The 19,106-nt window shown below is 56.3% G+C and carries 21 protein-coding genes; 13 read left to right on the forward strand and 8 right to left on the reverse strand.

Annotated elements, in window-relative coordinates; genetic code table 11:
• The first annotated feature begins 48 nt into the window (after window positions 1-48).
• The 4 genes from yrbN (at window position 49) to yedF (ending at window position 3,550) form a co-directional block, all read left to right on the forward strand.
• Entirely contained in the window at window positions 49-123 is a 75-nt protein-coding gene (yrbN, locus tag CLM71_RS24415) for a protein YrbN (protein ID WP_370446995.1), read from the forward strand.
• Window positions 113-1,969: a DEAD/DEAH family ATP-dependent RNA helicase gene (locus tag CLM71_RS02095; RefSeq protein WP_105229534.1), complete on the forward strand. Its 1,857-nt coding sequence runs from the start codon at window positions 113-115 to the stop codon at window positions 1,967-1,969. The genes yrbN and CLM71_RS02095 overlap by 11 nt, the downstream gene beginning before the upstream one ends.
• A 130-nt stretch (window positions 1,970-2,099) precedes the next feature.
• Window positions 2,100-3,311 (forward strand): selenium metabolism membrane protein YedE/FdhT, encoded by a 1,212-nt coding sequence (gene yedE, locus CLM71_RS02100; protein WP_105229535.1) that lies wholly within the window; start codon window positions 2,100-2,102, stop codon window positions 3,309-3,311.
• A complete protein-coding gene (gene yedF / locus CLM71_RS02105; protein WP_105229536.1) occupies window positions 3,311-3,550 on the forward strand; it encodes a sulfurtransferase-like selenium metabolism protein YedF in 240 nt (79 codons plus the stop codon). Before yedE ends, yedF begins: the two co-directional genes overlap by 1 nt.
• Before the next feature lie 22 nt (window positions 3,551-3,572).
• Here the strand turns inward: yedF and CLM71_RS02110 are convergent, their stop codons facing one another.
• Window positions 3,573-4,439: a helix-turn-helix transcriptional regulator gene (locus CLM71_RS02110; RefSeq protein WP_105229537.1), complete on the reverse strand. Its 867-nt coding sequence runs from the start codon at window positions 4,437-4,439 to the stop codon at window positions 3,573-3,575.
• Window positions 4,440-4,560: 121 nt separating this feature from the next.
• Between CLM71_RS02110 and CLM71_RS02115 the strand changes: the two genes are divergently transcribed.
• Window positions 4,561-6,000, forward strand: coding sequence for an MFS transporter (locus tag CLM71_RS02115; RefSeq protein ID WP_105229538.1), 1,440 nt, complete (start codon window positions 4,561-4,563; stop codon window positions 5,998-6,000).
• Window positions 6,001-6,042: 42 nt separating this feature from the next.
• On the opposite strand, the gene CLM71_RS02120 is transcribed toward CLM71_RS02115, so the two are convergent.
• Entirely contained in the window at window positions 6,043-7,056 is a 1,014-nt protein-coding gene (locus tag CLM71_RS02120) for a luciferase-like monooxygenase (protein ID WP_105229539.1), read from the reverse strand.
• Between the two features lie 210 nt (window positions 7,057-7,266).
• On the opposite strand from CLM71_RS02120, the gene CLM71_RS02125 reads away from it, so the two are divergent.
• From CLM71_RS02125 to CLM71_RS02135, 3 genes are read left to right on the forward strand one after another with little or no spacing between them, the layout of a single operon-like run.
• Window positions 7,267-8,238, forward strand: coding sequence for an HlyD family secretion protein (locus tag CLM71_RS02125; protein ID WP_105229540.1), 972 nt, complete (start codon window positions 7,267-7,269; stop codon window positions 8,236-8,238).
• On the forward strand, window positions 8,220-9,374 hold the full coding sequence (locus tag CLM71_RS02130; RefSeq protein ID WP_105229541.1) for an ABC transporter permease: 1,155 nt from the start codon (window positions 8,220-8,222) through the stop codon (window positions 9,372-9,374). Before CLM71_RS02125 ends, CLM71_RS02130 begins: the two co-directional genes overlap by 19 nt.
• A complete protein-coding gene (locus CLM71_RS02135; protein ID WP_105229542.1) occupies window positions 9,371-10,510 on the forward strand; it encodes an ABC transporter permease in 1,140 nt (379 codons plus the stop codon). The genes CLM71_RS02130 and CLM71_RS02135 overlap by 4 nt, the downstream gene beginning before the upstream one ends.
• Window positions 10,511-10,824: 314 nt before the next feature.
• Here CLM71_RS02135 and CLM71_RS02140 read toward each other — a convergent pair whose 3' ends face one another.
• Both CLM71_RS02140 and CLM71_RS02145 read right to left on the reverse strand, forming a co-directional pair.
• Entirely contained in the window at window positions 10,825-11,703 is an 879-nt protein-coding gene (locus tag CLM71_RS02140) for a U32 family peptidase (protein WP_105229543.1), read from the reverse strand.
• An 11-nt stretch (window positions 11,704-11,714) separates the two neighbouring features.
• Entirely contained in the window at window positions 11,715-12,710 is a 996-nt protein-coding gene (locus CLM71_RS02145; protein ID WP_105229544.1) for a peptidase U32 family protein, read from the reverse strand.
• Between the two features lie 246 nt (window positions 12,711-12,956).
• Here CLM71_RS02145 and CLM71_RS02150 point away from each other — a divergent pair, with 246 nt between their 5' ends.
• Together CLM71_RS02150 and CLM71_RS02155 are read left to right on the forward strand one after the other, a co-directional pair.
• Complete coding sequence (locus tag CLM71_RS02150) at window positions 12,957-13,484, forward strand: SCP2 domain-containing protein (RefSeq protein WP_172606355.1); 528 nt, start codon at window positions 12,957-12,959, stop codon at window positions 13,482-13,484.
• Complete coding sequence (locus CLM71_RS02155; RefSeq protein ID WP_105229545.1) at window positions 13,478-13,981, forward strand: GNAT family N-acetyltransferase; 504 nt, start codon at window positions 13,478-13,480, stop codon at window positions 13,979-13,981. The genes CLM71_RS02150 and CLM71_RS02155 overlap by 7 nt, the downstream gene beginning before the upstream one ends.
• Here CLM71_RS02155 and CLM71_RS02160 read toward each other — a convergent pair.
• A complete protein-coding gene (locus CLM71_RS02160) occupies window positions 13,968-14,261 on the reverse strand; it encodes a GIY-YIG nuclease family protein (protein ID WP_145961161.1) in 294 nt (97 codons plus the stop codon). The genes CLM71_RS02155 and CLM71_RS02160 overlap by 14 nt on opposite strands.
• Before the next feature lie 490 nt (window positions 14,262-14,751).
• Here CLM71_RS02160 and CLM71_RS24080 point away from each other — a divergent pair, with 490 nt between their 5' ends.
• Both CLM71_RS24080 and CLM71_RS02170 read left to right on the forward strand, forming a co-directional pair.
• Entirely contained in the window at window positions 14,752-15,036 is a 285-nt protein-coding gene (locus CLM71_RS24080) for a T6SS effector amidase Tae4 family protein (protein WP_199776394.1), read from the forward strand.
• A gap of 55 nt (window positions 15,037-15,091) precedes the next feature.
• Complete coding sequence (locus CLM71_RS02170) at window positions 15,092-15,313, forward strand: FtsX-like permease family protein (RefSeq protein ID WP_105229546.1); 222 nt, start codon at window positions 15,092-15,094, stop codon at window positions 15,311-15,313.
• A gap of 118 nt (window positions 15,314-15,431) precedes the next feature.
• Here CLM71_RS02170 and CLM71_RS02175 read toward each other — a convergent pair whose 3' ends face one another.
• Window positions 15,432-15,920, reverse strand: coding sequence for an Lrp/AsnC family transcriptional regulator (locus CLM71_RS02175; protein WP_105229547.1), 489 nt, complete (start codon window positions 15,918-15,920; stop codon window positions 15,432-15,434).
• Between the two features lie 512 nt (window positions 15,921-16,432).
• On the opposite strand from CLM71_RS02175, the gene CLM71_RS02180 reads away from it, so the two are divergent.
• On the forward strand, window positions 16,433-17,059 hold the full coding sequence (locus CLM71_RS02180; protein WP_105229548.1) for a LysE family translocator: 627 nt from the start codon (window positions 16,433-16,435) through the stop codon (window positions 17,057-17,059).
• A gap of 367 nt (window positions 17,060-17,426) precedes the next feature.
• Here CLM71_RS02180 and CLM71_RS02185 read toward each other — a convergent pair whose 3' ends face one another.
• The gene (locus CLM71_RS02185; RefSeq protein ID WP_105229549.1) at window positions 17,427-17,849 is read right to left on the reverse strand and encodes a hypothetical protein; all 423 of its coding nucleotides are present in this window, start codon (window positions 17,847-17,849) and stop codon (window positions 17,427-17,429) included.
• Window positions 17,842-18,546, reverse strand: coding sequence for a hypothetical protein (locus CLM71_RS02190; protein ID WP_105229550.1), 705 nt, complete (start codon window positions 18,544-18,546; stop codon window positions 17,842-17,844). The genes CLM71_RS02185 and CLM71_RS02190 overlap by 8 nt, the downstream gene beginning before the upstream one ends.
• Between the last annotated feature and the right edge of the window lie 560 nt (window positions 18,547-19,106).

Genomic DNA, 19,106 nt, shown 5'->3' on the forward strand with positions numbered 1-19,106 from the left:
TGTTCGTTTTATAATCTAATTTGAGCCGGTTCACACTTTTCAATGAAAATGACTGAAAATTTTCGCGATGAGTTATGTAGACTGGCAGCCATTATTAATGAGGCACGTGTACATGACTACTGAGCTTGAAACCTCTTTTGCTGACCTGGGGCTGTCTGCTCCGATCATTTCTGCTCTGAACGACCTGGGCTATGTTAAGCCATCACCTATTCAGGCTGAGTGTATTCCTCACCTGTTGAACGGCCGCGATGTGCTGGGTATGGCACAAACCGGCAGCGGCAAGACTGCGGCGTTCTCGCTGCCGCTGTTGCACAATATCGACGCTTCTCTGAAGGCACCGCAAATCCTGGTGCTGGCGCCAACCCGCGAACTGGCGGTACAGGTTGCTGAAGCGATGACCGATTTCTCCAAACACATGAACGGCGTAAACGTCGTGGCCCTGTACGGCGGCCAACGTTACGACGTACAGCTGCGCGCCCTGCGTCAGGGCCCACAAATCGTGGTGGGTACCCCAGGCCGTCTGCTGGACCACCTGAAGCGCGGTACCCTGAACCTCTCTAACCTGAGCGGTCTGGTGCTGGATGAAGCCGACGAAATGCTGCGCATGGGCTTTATCGAAGACGTTGAAACCATCATGGCGGAAATCCCGGCTGAACATCAGACCGCGCTGTTCTCCGCCACCATGCCGGAAGCGATTCGCCGCATCACCCGCCGCTTTATGAAAGAGCCGCAGGAAGTGCGCATCCAGTCCAGCATCACCACCCGTCCGGACATCAGCCAGAGCTACTGGACGGCGTACGGCATGCGTAAAAACGAAGCGCTGGTGCGTTTCCTGGAAGCGGAAGACTTTGATGCGGCGATTATCTTCGTGCGCACCAAAAACGCGACGCTGGAAGTGGCAGAAGCGCTGGAGCGTAACGGCTACAGCAGCGCCGCGCTGAACGGCGACATGAACCAGGCGCTGCGTGAGCAGACCCTGGAGCGCCTGAAGGACGGCCGCCTGGATATCCTGATCGCCACCGACGTTGCGGCGCGTGGTCTGGACGTTGAGCGTATCAGCCTGGTGGTAAACTACGACATCCCGATGGACGCAGAATCTTACGTTCACCGTATCGGTCGTACCGGCCGTGCCGGTCGTGCCGGTCGCGCGCTGCTGTTCGTGGAAAACCGCGAACGTCGCCTGCTGCGCAACATCGAGCGCACCATGAAGCTGACCATCCCGGAAGTTGAACTGCCGAATGCAGAACTGCTGGGCAAACGCCGTCTGGAGAAATTCGCGGCTAAAGTACAGCAGCAGTTGGAAAGCAGCGATCTGGATATGTACCGCGCTCTGCTGGCGAAACTGCAGCCGGAAGAAGAGCTGGAAATGGAAACGCTGGCCGCCGCGCTGCTGAAAATGGCGCAGGGTGAACGTCCGCTGATCCTGCCGCCGGATCCGGTGTTCAAGCCGCGTAAACCACGTGAGTTCAACGATCGTGATGATCGTCGTGGCGATCGTCGTGACGGTGACCGTCCGCGTCGCGAGCGTCGTGACGTTGGCGAAATGCAGCTGTACCGCATTGAAGTGGGTCGTGATGACGGTGTAGAAGTGCGTCACATCGTAGGCGCTATCGCCAACGAAGGCGACATCAGCAGCCGTTACATCGGTAACATCAAGCTGTTTGGTTCCCACTCCACCATCGAGCTGCCAAAAGGCATGCCGGGCGAGATCCTGAATCACTTCACTCGCACCCGCATTCTGAACAAGCCGATGAACATGCAGCTGCTGGGTGATGCACAGCCGCACGATCGTCGCGAGCGTCGCGACGGCGGCAACCGTCGTCCGTTTAACGGCGAACGTCGTGAAGGCGGCCCACGTCGTTCTTTCGGCGAGCGTCGTGAAGGCGGTAACGCAGCCGGCAACGGCGAGCGTCGTGGCGGTAACGCTAACCGTGAGCGCGCACCACGTCGTCGTTTCGGCGACGCATAATAGGGATTCGTCAATCCGTTGAAAAACCAGCCTGCGGGCTGGTTTTTTTATGCCTGAAATCTGCCTTTCCGTGCTAAATGGCGTATCATTTACAAGGTTTTTCTTAATGAATTAACGGACAGGGGATGCCGTGAACTGGCAACAATTTAAAACTGACTATCTGGTGCGCTTCTGGGCGCCGCTGCCGGCGGTGATCGCCGCCGGTCTGCTGGCTACCTACTACTTTGGCCTCACCGGCACCTTCTGGGCGGTCACCGGGGAGTTTACCCGCTGGGGCGGCCACGTCCTGCAATGGCTGGGGCTGCATCCCGAGCAGTGGGCCTACTTCAAGGTGATTGGGCTGGAGGGCACGCCGCTGACGCGTATCGACGGCCGGATGATTATCGGCATGTTTGCCGGCTGTATCGCCGCCGCGCTGTGGGCCAACAATATCAAGCTGCGCCGGCCGCAGCACCGCATCCGCATCGTTCAGGCGCTGCTGGGCGGCATTATCGCCGGCTTTGGCGCGCGTCTGGCAATGGGCTGCAACCTGGCGGCATTTTTTACCGGCATCCCGCAGTTTTCGCTGCACGCCTGGCTGTTTGCGCTGGCGACCGCCGCCGGCTCTTACTTTGGCGCCAAATTCACCCTGTTGCCGCTGTTCCGCGTGCCGATAAAACTGCAGAAGGTGCAGGCCGCCGCGCCGCTGACCCAGCTGCCGCAACAGGCACGCCGCCGTTTTCGTCTGGGGATGCTGGTCTTCCTGCTGATGAGCGCCTGGTCGCTGTGGACGCTGTTTGATGCGCCGAAGCTGGGCATCGCCATGCTGTTCGGCATTGCCTTCGGTCTGTTGATAGAGCGGGCGCAGATTTGCTTCACCTCGGCGTTTCGCGACCTGTGGATTACCGGCCGCACCCATATGGCGCGGGCGATTATTTTAGGCATGGCGGTCAGCGCGATCGGCATCTTCAGCTATGTGCAGCTGGGCGTCGCGCCCAAAATCATGTGGGCCGGGCCGAACGCGCTGATTGGCGGTCTGCTGTTCGGTTTTGGCATTGTGCTGGCCGGCGGCTGTGAAACCGGCTGGATGTACCGCGCGGTGGAAGGGCAGGTGCACTACTGGTGGGTCGGGCTCGGCAATATCATTGGCGCGACGCTGCTGGCCTACTACTGGGATGCGCTGGCGCCGTCGCTGGCCACCGACTATGACAAGATCAACCTGCTGGAGGTCTTCGGCCCGACGGGCGGGTTGCTGGTGACTTATCTGCTGCTGGCGCTGGCGTTGGTCGCCATGCTGTGGTGGGAAAAACGCTTTTTCCGCGCCAAAGCGCGGGCGGAGCGGGTTGATGCGAGGAGTATGTGATGACGCAACAAACGATAGTGCCGGATTACCGCCTGGACATGCTGGGTGAACCCTGCCCTTATCCGGCGGTAGCGACGCTGGAGGCGATGCCGCAGCTGAAGGCCGGCGAAATCCTGGAGGTGATCAGCGATTGCCCGCAGTCGATCAATAACATCCCGCTCGACGCGCGTAATCACGGCTACAAAGTGCTGGATATCCAGCAGGACGGGCCGACCATCCGCTACCTGATCCAACGTTAACCGTGCGGGCCACCGCCCGCCGTTACCCCGCGCCGCCGGTCAGCTGTTGCAGGCGGCGTTCACTCTGTTCATCCGCCGGCATATACACCAGCATCCGGTCGCCGTTGCGCGGCGCCGACCACCAGTTATTCTGCCGCAGGCTCATTTCCCCGACCTGCGGGTGGAGGAAGCGCTTGACGTTATTATCGATGCTGCGCACCTCGTGGCGTTCCCACAGCGCGCGAAAATCCTCCGAGACCGACAGATAGCGCGCCAACTGCCGTTCCCAGACCGGGTCGCCCAGGTGTTCCGCCATTTGCGCGCGGAACAGCGCCACCATTTTCGGCATGATATCGTCCCAGTCCAGCTGGCTGGCGCGCCACTGCTCGTGGGTGAACGCCAGATAGATGCAGTTGCGGTCCTCGGGCGGCAGCGTCGCCAGATCGACCCCCATCAGCAGGCAGTAGGCGCGGTTAAAACCCAGAATATCAAAGCGTGCGTTAGAAATGATCGCCGGCAGCGGATCAAGCTGATCCAGCAGGCGTTGTCCGTAAGGCGACAGTTTTTCACAGCCGCCGTGCTGGGCGCTGGCCGGCAGGCTTTGACCGGCCAGCCTGAACAGATGATGGGTTTCCGCCTCATTGCACTGCAGCGCGTGGGCGATGGCGCTCAGGGTTTTCGTCGAGGCCTGAATCGCCCGACCCTGCTCCAGCCAGGTGTACCAGGTAATGCCGACGTCGGCCAACTGCGCCACTTCTTCCCGGCGCAGGCCGGGCGTACGGCGCTGGCGCATGCGCGGCAGGCCAAGCCGGTTCGGGTCGAGACTTTCACGGCGCGCGCGCAGAAATGCGCCCAGCTGCTTGCGGTTATCCGCCTGTCCAGCGTCGGTTGGGGATGTAATTTCAGACATAAATAGTTTCCCTCCGCAATAAGGCCGGTAGTTTTTATACCATGATAATCAAGAACTGATACCCGTTTAATTTAATGGTGATGCTAGTCACATTCCTGGTTTGATACAAGGGTAGGACACGATGAGCACACCATCATCCGCGGCCGTTCTGGGCCGTGCGGGGTTGATAATTTTACTGGCGGGGCAACTGTTGCCGATGATCGACTTTTCCATCGTTAACGTCGGGCTGGATGCGATGGCGCAGTCGCTGCACGCCACGCCGACGCAGCTGGAGTTGATTGTCGCGGTTTACGGTGTGGCGTTTGCCGTTTGTCTGGCGATGGGCGGCCGGATGGGGGATAACCTGGGGCGTCGCCGCCTGTTTTTATGGGGCGTGCGGCTGTTCGCCCTGGCCTCGCTGATGTGCGGGCTGGCGAACTCGGTCTGGCTGCTGCTGGTGGCGCGTACGCTGCAGGGGGTCGGCGCGGCGATGATCGTGCCGCAGATCATGGCGACCATTCACGTTTGCCTGCGCGGGCGCGAACACGCCCGGGCGATGGCACTGTACGGCGGCATCGGCGGGCTGGCGTTTATTATCGGCCAGGTGCTGGGCGGGCTGCTGGTTTCGCTGGATATCGCCGGTTACGGCTGGCGCAGCGTCTTTTTGATCAATATTCCGCTGTGCGTGCTGGTGCTGGTCTGCGCCCATCGCTGGGTGCCGGACACGCGCGCGCAACGGCGGGTCAATATCGACTGGCCGGGCACCTTGCTGCTGGCGCTGACCATCGTTTGCCTGCTGTTTCCGCTGGCGTTGGGGCCGGTGTGGCACTGGCAGTGGCCGTGTCTGGCGTTGCTGGCCCTCAGCGGGCCGCTGTTGCTGCAGCTGTGGCGTGTGGAACGGCGCCAGGAACGGCGTAATAACTTCCCGCTGCTGCCGCCAGCGCTGCTGCGGCTGGCGAGCGTCAGATTCGGGCTGACCATCGCCATTCTGTTCTTCTCCTGCTGGAGCGGCTTTATGTTTGTGATGGCGCTGACGCTGCAGGCGGGGGCGAAGCTGAATGCATTCCAGTCGGGCAATGCGTTTATTGCGCTCGGGGTGGCATATTTTATTTCCTCGCTGCTGAGCAGCACGGTGATTGAGCATTTCGGCAAGGTGCGCACGCTGCTGTTTGGCTGCCTGATCCAGATCGGCGGGCTGTTGGCGCTGATGCTGACTATGCTGCTGGTATGGCCGCAGCCGGACATCGTCAATTTAATCCCGGCAACGCTGCTGATCGGTGCCGGTCAGGCGCTGATCGTCAGCGGTTTCTTCCGTATTGGCCTGGCTGATGTGCCGGTCGAGCATGCCGGCTCCGGCAGCGCCCTGTTGGCGACGGTGCAACAAACGTCTCTGGGGCTGGGGCCTATTTTGCTAGGGACGGTATTGGTGCAGGTGCTGCATGCGTCGCCGGGTGACTATCTGCATGCGCTGCTGGCGGCATTGGTGCTGGAGCTGCTGTTGATGCTGGCGCTGCTGCTGCGCACCCTGCTGGTACTGCGCGCCGATCGGCGGTTGGCGGCCGGACAGCCGTCCCGCACCTGAAACGAGGGCGGGGGAAGGCTCCCCCGCCGCAGTGCGCGGCGTTTAGCCGCGCGTTAACGCATCCTTTACCTGCGCGACGATCTCAAACGAACGCAGCCGTGCCCGATGGTCGAAGATCTGGCCGTTAACCATAATCTCGTCGGCCTCGGTTTCGCGCAGCAGCGCCTGCAGGCCTTCACGCACGTTATTTTCATCGCCGACGATCGACATTCTCAGCGCCTGCTCGACGCCATACTGCTCGCCGGCGCTCCACAGCGCGTGAATATTGTCTACCGGCGGCGGCAGCGGCCCCGGCTCGCCGCGGCGCAGGTTGATAAACTGCTGCTGCATGGAGCTGAACAGGAAGCGCGCGTCGCGCTCGCTGTCGGCGGCAATGACGTTGACGCATACCATCGCATGCGGCTGCGGCCAGCGTTCGGAAGGCTGATAGTTTTCCCGGTACAAGCGCAGCGCCTGGAACAGCATATCCGGCGCGAAGTGGGAGGCGAAGGCGAACGGCAGGCCAAGCTTGGCGGACAGCTGGGCGCTGTACAGGCTGGAACCCAGCAGCCAGATCGGCACGTGCAGCCCCTGGCCCGGCACCGCCTGCACCGGTTGCCCGGGCTGTACCTCGGCAAAGTAGTGCTGCAGCTCCTGCACGTCGCGTGGGAAGTTATCCACCTCGCCGGACAGGTGGCGGCGCAGCGCCATCATGGTGCGTTGGTCGGTGCCCGGCGCGCGGCCCAGCCCCAAATCGATACGGCCAGGGTACAGCGACTCCAGCGTGCCGAACTGTTCGGCGATCACCAGCGGCGCATGGTTGGGCAGCATCACGCCGCCGGAGCCCAGCCGAATGGTGTCGGTGCCGGCGGCCAGATAGCCGAGCAGCACCGAGGTCGCCGCGCTGCCGATACCGGTCATATTGTGATGTTCCGCCAACCAATAGCGCTGGAACCCCCACTTTTCAGCATGTTGTGCTAAATCTAAAGAGCAGTGAAACGCGTCGCGCGCTTTTGCTCCCTGAGGAATCGGGGAAAGATCCAGTACCGAAAGCGGAACTGATGCGTTTTGTGTCATATCATTCGTCCATTGTTGCAAGTTTCATCGCTTAAAGGGCGAGTGCAGGGATCTGCAATTTCACGTTAAAAGCATAATGCAAATTGCGGTTATAAAAGAGGATATATGTGCTTGTGATATCCTTACCGCAGATATGGCCTTTGGGGAGAGACCTACGTTGTATGGATAGTCACATTTTCGCTTGCCGCTTACGTTCAGGGAGCTTGATGCATGAATAAAAAGACCTTATTTACCCTGCTGCTGGTGGTGATCGCGATTGCGATGGCGGTATTATTCCGCTCGCATAATCAGGACTTATTACTGCAGGGAGAGGTGGACGCGCCGGAAGTGATCGTGGCGTCGAAAGCCAAGGGACGGGTGGTGGAACGCCTGATTGAACGCGGCGACGACGTGAAGGCCGGCCAGGTGATGATTACACTGGACAGCCCGGAGCTGTTGGCGCAGCTGCGTTCGGCACAGGCAACGCGCGATGAGGCCAAGGCGCAGCTCGACCAGTCGCTGCACGGCACGCGTGAAGAGAATATCCGCAGCCTGCGCGCCAGTCTGGCACAGGCGCAGGCCGAACTGCGCAACGCGCAGCATGATTACGATCGTAACCGCAGCGTGGCGGCCAAAGGCTATATCTCCAAGTCTGAGCTGGACAGTTCGCGCCGTTCGCGCGACACCGCCTACCAACAGGTACAGGATGCGAAGGCCAAGCTGGATGAAGGCATCAACGGCGACCGTATCGAGCTGCGTCAGCAATATGCCGCGGCGCTGCGTGCAGCGGAAGAAAACCTGCTGGAAGTGCAGGCGCAGGCTGATGACCTGCAGGTGAAGGCGCCGGTCGACGGCGAAGTGGGGCCGATTCCCGCCGAAGTCGGTGAGCTGCTGAACGCTTCCAGCCCGTTGGTGACGCTGATCCGCCTGCCGGATGCCTACTTTGTGTTTAACCTGCGTGAAGACATTCTGGCCAATATACGCAAAGGCGATAAAGTGAAGCTGCGCGTACCGGCGCTGAAAGATAAAGTCATCGATGCCGAAGTGCGTTATATCGCCCCGCTGGGGGACTACGCCACCAAGCGTGCTACGCGCGCCACCGGCGATTTCGACCTGAAAACCTTTGAAGTCCGCCTGTACCCGGCCCAGCCGATTGAAGGCCTGCGCCCAGGGATGAGCAGCTTATGGCAATGGAAAGAGTAAGGGCCGGATGGCGCTGCTTCAGCCACGCGTTTAGCCGGGAATGCCGGGTTGCTTTCCGCAGCCCGGTGATCCACTGGCTGGGCTGGCTGTTCCCGCTGATCCTGTTTGGCCTTATCAGCAGCAACTTCTCGGAGGGAACGTTGCTGAACCTGCCGGTTTCGGTGGTGGATAACGACCACAGCCCGCTGTCAAAATCGCTGGTCCGTAAACTGGACGCCGGCTCTCATGCTCACGTGGAGGCTCATGACGGCGGGTTGAGTGAGTCGCTGCGCCGGCTGCGCAGCGCGCAGGACTATGCGCTGCTGTATGTGCCGCCCGATCTTGAGGCGAATGCCCTGGCGGGCAAGCAGCCGAGCATCGTGCTGTATTACAACGCCCTGTTCTACGGCGCCGGGCTTTACTCCACCCAGGATTTCAGCGGCCTGATAACGGAAACCAACGGCAGCTACCGTTCGATTATCGCCGCCAGCATGGGGAAAACGCTGCCGCCGCTGGCGGATGTGACGCTTAACTACGGCAGTCTGTTTAACGCCAGCGGCAGTTATATTTATTACCAGCAGTTCGCCGCGACCATTCACCTGCTGCAGTTGTTTGTCGTTACCTGCATGATCTACGTGATGGCGCGCAGCAAGTCGCTGCTGAGCGCACGACCGTTCAGCCTGGCGCTGTTGGGCAAACTGGCGCCGTACACCATCAGCTTTACCACGCTGCTGATGATTGAGATTGCCGCACTGGTGGGTATTTTTGACGCACGCGTCAGCGGCAACCCGCTGTTTATGCTGCTGATCGGCTTTTTCTACGTGGCGGCGGCGCAGAGTATCGGCCTGCTGCTGTTTACCTTTACCGGCAGCGCGATTACCGCCTACAGCCTGATCGGTATTCTGGTCAGTATCGCGATGACCTATTCCGGCATGGCGGTGCCGGAGCTGTCGATGCCGCTGCCGGTGCGGATTATTTCCAATATCGAACCGTTGACGCACGCGTTGTACGCGATGTTTGACGTTTTTCTGCGTCAGGTGCCGGCGCGGGCGATTTTCGGCGTCTGCGCGCTGCTGTTGGTCTATCCGCTGGTGACCGCATTTTTGGTGCGCAACCGGCTGCCGAAGCGGCTGGCTAAGGACGAGGGAGCGCTATGAAGAGTTACTGGCAAACCTTTAGCCGGGTGCTGATCGGCATGCTGGAACGGCCGATGTGGCTGATGTTGATCCTGTCGCTGTGCGTAATGAGCCTGGTGTATGCCAACCGTTCGGTGTGGGATCTGCCGGTGGGGGTGATCGATCAGGATCACAGCAGCGCCAGCCGCGAGCTGATCCGTCAGCTGGACGCCACCTCGAAAATCGCTATCAAAACCTACGACAGTCTGGATCAGGCGCAGCGCGATCTGGGCTGGCGCGAGCTGTTTGCGGTGATCATTATGCCGGTGGATCTGGAGAAGAAGATCCTGCACGGTGAGAACATTGTGGTACCGGTGTACGGCGACGCCACCAACCGGCTGGCTAACGGGCAGATCCAGCAGGACGTGGTGACCGCTTATCAGCAGCTGCTTAATCAGTACAACACGTCGCTGCTGCTGCGCAGCGGCTTTAGCGAGCGGCAGGCGCAGATTATCCTGACGCCGATTCAGGGGCAGACGCTGGACGTGTTTAACCCCGGCATCAGCTTTGCGGCAATCGTCTTCCCCGGCCTGCTGGTCATGCTGCTGCAGCACTCGTTGCTGATCGCCAGCGTGCGCGTCAGCATTGCGCTGAAAAGCGCGCCGAGCGGCAAACCGTCGATCCCGGTGTATCTCGGCGGTCTGTCGGCGTTGCTGCCGATCTGGCTGTTTTTGTCGATCGTATTGTTTGTGCTGTGGCCATGGGTGCTGGGCTACCGGCAGACGGCGAACATTGCGGAAGTGCTGCTGCTGACCTTCCCGTTCCTGCTGGCGGTGTTGGGGTTAGGGAAGCTGGTGACCGAGTGCCTACGCAGCGTGGAGATGATTTACCTGACGCTGGCGTTTATCACCACGCCGATTTTCTACCTTTCCGGCACCATCTGGCCGCTGCAGGCGATGCCGGGCTGGGTGCGCGCCATTTCCTACTGCATTCCTTCCACCTGGGCCACCAAGGCGATCGCCGGGGTGAACCAGATGGGGATGTCGCTGAATGAAGTGGGGAACGACGTGCTGATGCTGCTGTTGCTTGGCGCGGTGTATACCGTGATTGGTATCGGGGTGGGTCTGGTGCACAACAGCGTGGCGCTGCGCAGCCTGTTCCGTAAGCGGCGGGCGTAGTTTTAAAGGACAAAGCCTGCTCGGTACGTGCTGCAGAAGGTGAATGATTATATGTTCGGTGCTGCGCCTATTTTGATAGCGAAGTGAAAATAAACTGATTATTTTTCAATTGGTTATACTTTCCCAGTAATGGCAAAAAGTTGGTGGCTTTTTTAAGCGCTAAAAAATCAATATAATTCAATTGGATATCTTTGGAGTGTTCCCCGCGCGAGCGGGGATAAACCGGCGACGGAGTCACCAATCATGACGAAATCATCGTGTTCCCCGCGTGAGCGGGGATCAATCTAAACCGTAGAAGAACAGGAGGGGGGCTGTTACTGCACCAGCTCCAACCCGGCGACGCGTCGCCAGTAGCCGTTACAGTCGCTGCTGCCGGCCAGCGCCAGCGGTTGCTGAGCGTTTTCATTGGCGCGGAACTGCTCGAGCATCGTCAACGTCTCCACGCCCTGCGGCGACAGCCGCACGATATCGACCAGCTCCTGCATGCCGCTCAGCTCATTGCCCAGGTTGTAGCAGTAACCACTCATCGTCTGAATGCCGTTGAGTACGAACACCTGCTGGTCTTCCTGTGAGCGCATGGCGCGCCCCTGCGGGTATTTGATGCAGCAGGTTTCGCACTCGTCCTTGCCGCGGTTTTCCGAACGGGCGGTAAAGCAGCGGGCGGAGTAGGCCAGCGGCAGGTGACCGTAGCCCAGAACTTCCACCTCAAAACCGCGGCGGAAACCCAGCTCGCCGCACTGCTCCAGCACCTTACCCAGCCAGTCGCGGGACAGCTCCACCGGCATGCACCAGCGCGTCATACCCTGCTTGTGCAGCAGCCGCAGGGTATAGGCGTTATAGCAGTTCAGCGCATGGCCGGCGACAAACGGCAGGCCGCGTTCCGCCGCCATATTCACCGTGCCGAGATCGTTGGCCTCAATCAGAAATTCGCCGTTCTCCACATAGCGCTTCAGCTCGTTTAACTCGGAGGGTGCCTGCAGCAGCGCCAGCGTGGAGAGCACCACCTGCTTGCCAGACTGCGCCACCGTTTTGGCCAGCGCCAGCCAGTCGCCGACCTTCATCTCGCGCCGCTTGGTGCAGACGCTCTCGCCGAGATAAATTATATCGGCGCTGCTGTGCATCGCCTGCTGGTAAAAGCTTTCGGTCTCGGTTTTCGGCCAGTAGTAGAGCACCGGCCCCAATGCGTATTTCATGCAGCCTCCTGCTATTGCCACTTACGGTGATAGGCGCCGAGCGTGGTCTGGGTGCCTTCAGACATTGCGCCGAGCGCCGCCATCCAGCCGGCGTCGGGCTGGTAGCCGGCGGGGTCGGCGATGCAGCGGTCGATTGCCTGGCGCCAGACGCGCGCCACCTGGCTGACATAGGCCGGGCTGCGCTGGCGGCCCTCAATTTTTACCGAAGCGATATTGGCGGCCAACAGTTCCGGCAGCAGCGCCAGCGTGTTCAGGCTGGTGGGTTCTTCCAGCGCGTGGTAGCGCACATCGTCAACCAGATAGCGGCCTTTGCATAGCGTCGGGTAGCCGGCGTTTTCGCCTTCCTGATAGCGGTCAATCAGCACGTCGTTCAGGCGTGATTCCATGCCCTGCGGCGTCTGCTGCCAGCGGACGAAACGCGCCGGCGAGCAGGCGCCGACGGTATTGGGGGATTCGCCGGTCAGGTAAGAAGAGAGATAGCAGCGGCCTTCCGCCATGATGCACAGGCTGCCGAAGGCGAACACCTCCAGCGGCACCGGGCTGGTGCGCGCCAGCTGTTTCACCTGATGCATCGACAGCACGCGCGGCAGCACCACGCGGTGCACGGCAAAGTGACGCTGATAGAAGCGAATCGCCTCTTCATTGGTGGCGGAGGCCTGCACGGAGACGTGGCGCTCGATATGCGGGTAACGTTCGGCGGCGTACTCCAGCATCGCCAGATCCGCCAGAATCAGCGCATCGGCGCCCAGCTGTGCCGCCATATCCACCGCGCGCTGCCAGCGGGCGTAGCCGTCGGGGTGGGCGAAGGTGTTGATGGCGATATGCAGCTTACGGCCGTGGCGATGCACATACTCCACCGCTTCCTGCAGTTTCTTTTCGCTGAAGTTCAGCCCGGCGAAGTGGCGCGCGTTGGTGTCGTCCTTCAGACCGATATAAACGGCGTCGGCGCCGTTATCGACCGCGGCCTTCAGCGCCGGTAAATTTCCGGCGGGACAAAGCAGCTCCATACAGTGATCCTGGTCCAGCGGCGGGGCGCTGTGACGGTTGTCGCCGTGCGTAATACGGCAGCGGCGCTGTTTAACGGGGGGACAATTTTAGTGAAGTCATACGCAGCAGGTTTTGATTTGGGGCAGTTTCTGGCGTATTGATAAACGGCGGGGGAGTCACCCTCAATCGCATGATTTGTTGATATAGACCGCGGAAGCCTGGCCGCAATATGGCAAAATAGCGGGAATTGAGTAATGAAGGAGTGGATGACCGTGTTGGAAAAACTACGATCGCGCATTGTGCGCCAAGGGCCGTCGCTGCTGCGCGTGCCGCTCAAACTCACCCCTTTCGCCCTGCAGCGTCAACTGCTGGAGCAGGTGCTGGGTTGGCAGTTCCGTCAGGCGCTCGCGGATGGCGATCTGGAATTTCTTGAATCACGGTGGCTGAAGATCGAAGTACGCGATCTGGCGCTACAATGGTTTATGACGGTAGAAAACGATCGGCTGGTGGTTCGCCAGCATGCACAGGCCGACGTCAGCTTCAGCGGCGACGCCAACGATCTGATCCTGATCGCGGCGCGCAAGCAGGATCCTGACACGCTGTTTTTCCAGCGTCGGCTACAGATTGAAGGGGATACCGAATTGGGCCTGTATGTAAAAAATCTGATGGATGCGATTGAACTGGAAGCCATGCCGGCGCCGCTGCGCATTGGCTTGCTGCAGCTGGCGGAGTTTGTTGAAGCAGGTTTACAAGAGGGCGCAGAACCGTCTTCCCGAGTGGTGGCGCCATGCTGATTCGCGTAGAGATTCCGGTAGACGCCGCGGGCATCGATGCCCTGCTGCGCAGTGCCTTCGGGCGTGACGATGAAGCCGATCTGGTGCGCCAGCTGCGCGAAGACGGCCTGCTGACGCTGGGCGTGGTCGCCACCGATGACGAAGGCGGCGTGGTGGGCTATGCCGCCTTCAGCCCGGTCGACGTCGAAGGCGAGGATCGCCAGTGGGTCGGCTTGGCGCCGCTGGCGGTGGAAGAGCGCCTGCGCCGTCAGGGATTGGGGGAGAAGCTGGTTTACGAAGGGCTGGATGCGCTGAACGAGTTCAGCTATGCCGCCGTGGTGGTGCTGGGCGAGCCGGCGTATTACTCACGCTTTGGCTTTAAGCCGGCGGCGGAGTTCGGGCTGAGCTGCCGCTGGCCGGGCTGCGAGCAGGCGTTTCAGGTTTACCCGCTGGCGCAAGACGCGCTGGACGGCGTAAACGGCGCAGTGGAGTACGCCGCGCCGTTTAACCGTTTTTAACCAGCAGATAGTCCAAAGACAGAGGCGGGTGTGACACCAGCCTCTCTTTTTGCACCTTGCTCAGCTGCTTGATGCGGTATTCCAGCCGCAGCGCCAGCGAACGGTCGCCGACCGCGCAGTGAAAGGCGAGCTGCAGCTCGCCTTTGCCTCGCAGCGCCTTGGCACCTTTGCCCGCCTGATGCTGCGCCAGCCGCCGTGCCACGTCGGTGGTGATGCCGGTATACAGCATGCCGCTTGGCAGACGCAGCATATACAGGTGCCAGGTGGTGGTTTCCGCCATTATTCCTACCTTTGAACGAATCGTCTCGTGCGGGTCTGTTCCGCATGGTTTACGGCGCTCAGTATCCCCGTTTCTCCTTTTTCTGTCTAACCGGAAGATTGTTCTGTAAAAAGCATATGTAGCCTTCAGTTATTACCGCCTGGGAGGCTTTAGAAAAAATAGGAGGCGAGCTAATAGCAAAGTAATCAATGGGTATTTATTATTTTCGATGTGGTTAAATATTTTTTTGATGGTTGTTTGTGAGTTCTACCTGTAATTCAATATTGATTTGAATTTAATTTATTAGTATGTCGCAAATGGACTTCATCTATCTAAAAGGGAACTATACGAATATTACATTTAAAAAGCTATTGGGATAGCCATCCTGAAATTTATGGGGATGAAAATCCATGTCGTAATCATGATGGGCATAAGGCGTTTGATGATCAATGCGCAATTCGAATTGGCGTTGCGCTATCTTGCTGCGGCTATGATGTGACAAGGCTCACAGGTGCTGTCTTCTGCAAAGAGCGAAGGGCATATATTGCGTGCGGAAGAACTGGCTAACGCATTAGCTAATACGCCTATTCCAGGCGTTGGTAAAGTAGTCAAGGTTACGCCGAGGAATTTTTCTAACATATTACGAGGGCAAACAGGCATTATTTTCTTCAAAGATTATTGGCAGCTCGGAGGTGAAAGCTTTCGTAACCGTTCTGGCGATCGTATTGACTTGTGGAACGGTGTCCGTTTGACGACGAAGTCGAGTTATTTCCGTATCCAGTGGGGATATCGGTAGCGGGACGTTTTAGTGATTTTTTTAAATCGAAAGAGATATGGTTTTGGAGAGTGGCATGAAAAGGGTTATCGCTATTATTGTTGGGACGGCAATAGGCATTGTGCTTATATGGTTGGCGTATCCTTATATTTCGGATTGGCTGGTGGGGCCGGTTCACGGTGAAGATCAGATGTCCGCTAACTTTGTTCTGTTGCTTGTCGGGCTGGGGGTAGGATGCGTCGTTGGTAGCCTGGTCGGCGGCCTGGCATATTCCCGTTTGAAGAAGCGTATGCGGTAATTACCGCCATATTATCGTCCCCATGTTTGAGTTTCTATGTTTTTATTTATTGATTTATATAAATAAATTTTCTTTTGCCGTGTTTGAAATCCTGGGAGGCAGCAAAAGAATCCCTTCTTCACTGCCCGCTTTTGGTCTGCGCAGTTTTCTTTATCGGGTAAGACACCAGCGGTTTGATCTCTTTTAATACGAACATGCTCTGCATCTCTTTAATGCCGGGCAATCTGCGGACTACCGACATGGCAAAATCAGCATACGAATCGAGATCGGGGGCCACGACCTGCAGCAAGAAGTCGGCATCGCCGCCAATGCTGTAACAGGCCACCACATCTTCCAACGCCGTTACCTCTTCTTCAAATTTCTTGGCTTCCGTTTCGCTATGGCTGTCGATGGCGACGCGAATAAACACCATTACACCCAGGCCGATCTTTTTGCGATCCAACACCGCGCGATAGCCTTGGATTACTTCTTCTTCCTCAAGTTTGCGGACTTTGCGCCAGCACGGCGAGGCCGACATGCCTATTTTCTCCGCTAACGCCTGGTTTGTGACTCTGGCATCGTCTTGCAACAGCCTGAGGATTTTCATCTCTGTCATATCAAGCGGCATAACGGAACATTCCTTTCATTTTTTACTTTGTAATCGGTAATTCTTGCCAATAATTCTCGTTTAAGCAAGCAATATAGGTCACAAATTCCTCGATGCTCAATGCATAATAGGTTCGTGGAATTAATGTGTTTTTGTGCCTGTTTTATCTCGAAATGGCGAGGGTTTGTTAGCGATTCAGAGAGGACTTCTGTTCTTAACGACGACTCATTGTGCGCGTTAAATATATTCTCTGCTGCTTGTTAACAAGATTTCAGTATGGGGATAAGGGATGGCGATCCTGCGCCGACATCGTCTTATAATTATATGAATATTAATGTTTTGCGGAGGTTTTTAGATAAATAAAGGGTAAGAGTAGGTGAGGTATTGACATAAAACCCACTCAATTATGCTGATAACTCAAGAGCATTATTTAAATTCACAGATGTGATAATTCACGGTTTTGTCTTGGCTTATGTCTGGTATCAAACAACCAGTCTTCTAATTATCAATAATCAATTACAACAGGAATACTTATGTTAGGAACCGCTCAAATCATCTCTTACGCTGCTGCGTTAGGCTTGGCGGCTGCCGTGCCGGGGCCGGGCATGACCGCGCTGGTCGCCCGCAGCGTCAGCGGCGGCGCAGTGACGGGGTTTACCATGCTGACCGGGTTGATACTCGGGGACTTAATCTATCTTTCCACTGCGGTATTTGGTTTGGCGGTTATTGCGCATACCTATACCTCACTCTTTACCCTGATAAACTGGGCCGCCGCCTGCTACCTGTTCTTTCTCGCCTGGCAATTCTGGCGTTATCAGCCCCAGGCGGTAAATATCGACCAGAAGGCTACCCGTCGTGAGCTAACCTCCGCATGGCTGTCCGGGTTGACGATAACGCTTGGGAACCCCAAAACCATCGCCTTTTACCTGGCCATTCTGCCGCTGGTGATCTCTTTGGATCGTGTATCCCTACAGGTTTGGGGAACGATGCTAGTGCCGTTGACCATGTCTGTCCTATTGGCCGTCGGCGCTATCTTTATTCTGGCGGCAATAAAAATACGCCGTTTCCTCACTAGCGCTTCGTCACAGCGCATACTCTTTCGTACCACGGGAGTTATTATGGTGCTGGCAGCGTTTGGTATGGTGATGAAATCTTTGTAGGGGCGGCAGAACATAGGCTGGCAAACGTTGTTTGCGCCTCGCGAGCTTTATAGTTTGAACACCAGGCCCCAGGCTTTGACCCTTTTTTTTACCGAATTTTAATCTATTGATTTATAAAGCTATAATTAGTGCGTCTGAAAAAAGGGTTATGGGCAAAATGATAGTGCTTATGCTGTTTAAACAATCGATTAGCGCTATACTGCAACAGTTCACTGCCGTACAGGCAGCTTAGAAATCCAAGAATCAATTTGACACCAAAAGTTTAATCGTTCACTGCCGTACAGACAGCTTAGAAATACAGGCGCACCCGCGCAGGGCGCCAGCGGGGTTTTGCTTTTTCTATGTAAGTCACGGCCGGTAGCGAATCTCAGAAATTATAAACAACTGATACCAATATCGATTTTGAACTCTCCAACATGCTTACTGTCACTGTTTCTTGAGGATCGTCTCCAGTCCAACATGTGGCCTCGATAAAGCATTCTTTCTGCTTTTTGTACCCTGCGGTTTCTAGGTAAGCATCGACTTTACTCGAATCATCGGTATCGTAATATCTGATCGCGTATACATGTGATGAAGGGCCGGTAATGTTTGCAAAATCAAAGTCATAACGAGGGGATATACGCGGCATAGCCTTCAGGAGGTCAGGAGTATAAAACTCATACTCTCTCTTATCCTGTTCGGTATAGTGTGCGCTGCCGGCAAAATTCATCGCTATATAAGGCCATGCCCACACGAATGCAGCGGTAATCACCACTCCCGTTACTATGATCGCTTTAACTGATTTACGCATAGGGTAATACCCCGTTCCTCGCACTATCCATATATGAACCATTAGCAGTGGCAATCTTAACAATACCTGAACGGAAGTCACTCCACGGCCTGACTGTTTTCATGAAACTAGGTAACTCCCCTCTTCGTGGTGTGGCATGTGGGAATCTTTTGGGATCCGGGAATAGTATCGGCTTGAACGTCTCATTTTTCCAAGAACCTATTTTCCCATAGTGATCCCAACGTTTTAATGCTTCGGCTTTACTTACGGGGCGCAGCATACTAAATGGATTTTGGATTGATACGGCACGGTAAAAGCCCAACAAATTTGATATCAGATCCTCCCCGCTGAACCCACTGTCTGTCACAAGACTCATGGGAAATGAGGCCTGAAGCCCTTCAAACTTCAGCGACAAAGACATCATCATTGCCAACGCAATACTTTGCCGCTCGTAATATGAATGCCCGTGTTTAATTCGCCAGGTTATAAATTTACCCATTTTAATCGTCTTTGTTGGGTCCCTCATAGACTGCGAATATGATACCCGATAGTATTCCTCGCCAGAGGATTCCCCGGAATCAATAGTGCGCATTAGATTTCGAATATCAGTGCCCTGTGCATGTCCCAGGTCGATCCAACCAATAACTTCCGTATATACCAGCCCATACGGCGCACTGGAAGCCTCCGCTCCATCAATTATATCGCTTCGTTTACTCATCCTTGAGATTCCTTCCTGTTAACAATAGATAATAAGCTACCAGCCATCCTTATCTAACGGCATAAAAACAACATATCTTGTAAGAGTTTTACATTCAATAAGCACTGGAGAAAAAACGAGTGAAATGTGCGCTTGAGCATGTAAGTTAATTTAATGTTTTATTTATCTAGGGATATTAAATATAACTTAAAGGTATTATATAAGGAATGAATGCACTGAAATTTTTAACTATGTGATTTTTATTGAGGTTGAAGTTTTTGCATTGATAAAGTAAATGGCAAGACGTTTTATTGATTTATGTAAGTGGGAGAAGGAAACGTTTCTGAATAGAAGCGCTATATTTTTCATTATCATTCAATAATGGCTATCAGCTATCAGCTATCAGCTATCAGCCATTTGCTAGCTATGCCGACAGCCAGTGAGTTTAGTGCTTATGGCCTGCGTGCCACTGCTAGCATCCTTTAGGTTCTAACCCTTTTTTTGTGAAAAACTCTAACCTATTGATTTTTAATGGTACTATTGAAATGTCAGAAAAAAGTGTTTTTGGTTAAATAATAGGG

This window comes from Serratia sp. MYb239 (assembly GCF_002966855.1).
Taxonomy (GTDB): domain Bacteria; phylum Pseudomonadota; class Gammaproteobacteria; order Enterobacterales; family Enterobacteriaceae; genus Serratia_B; species Serratia_B rhizosphaerae.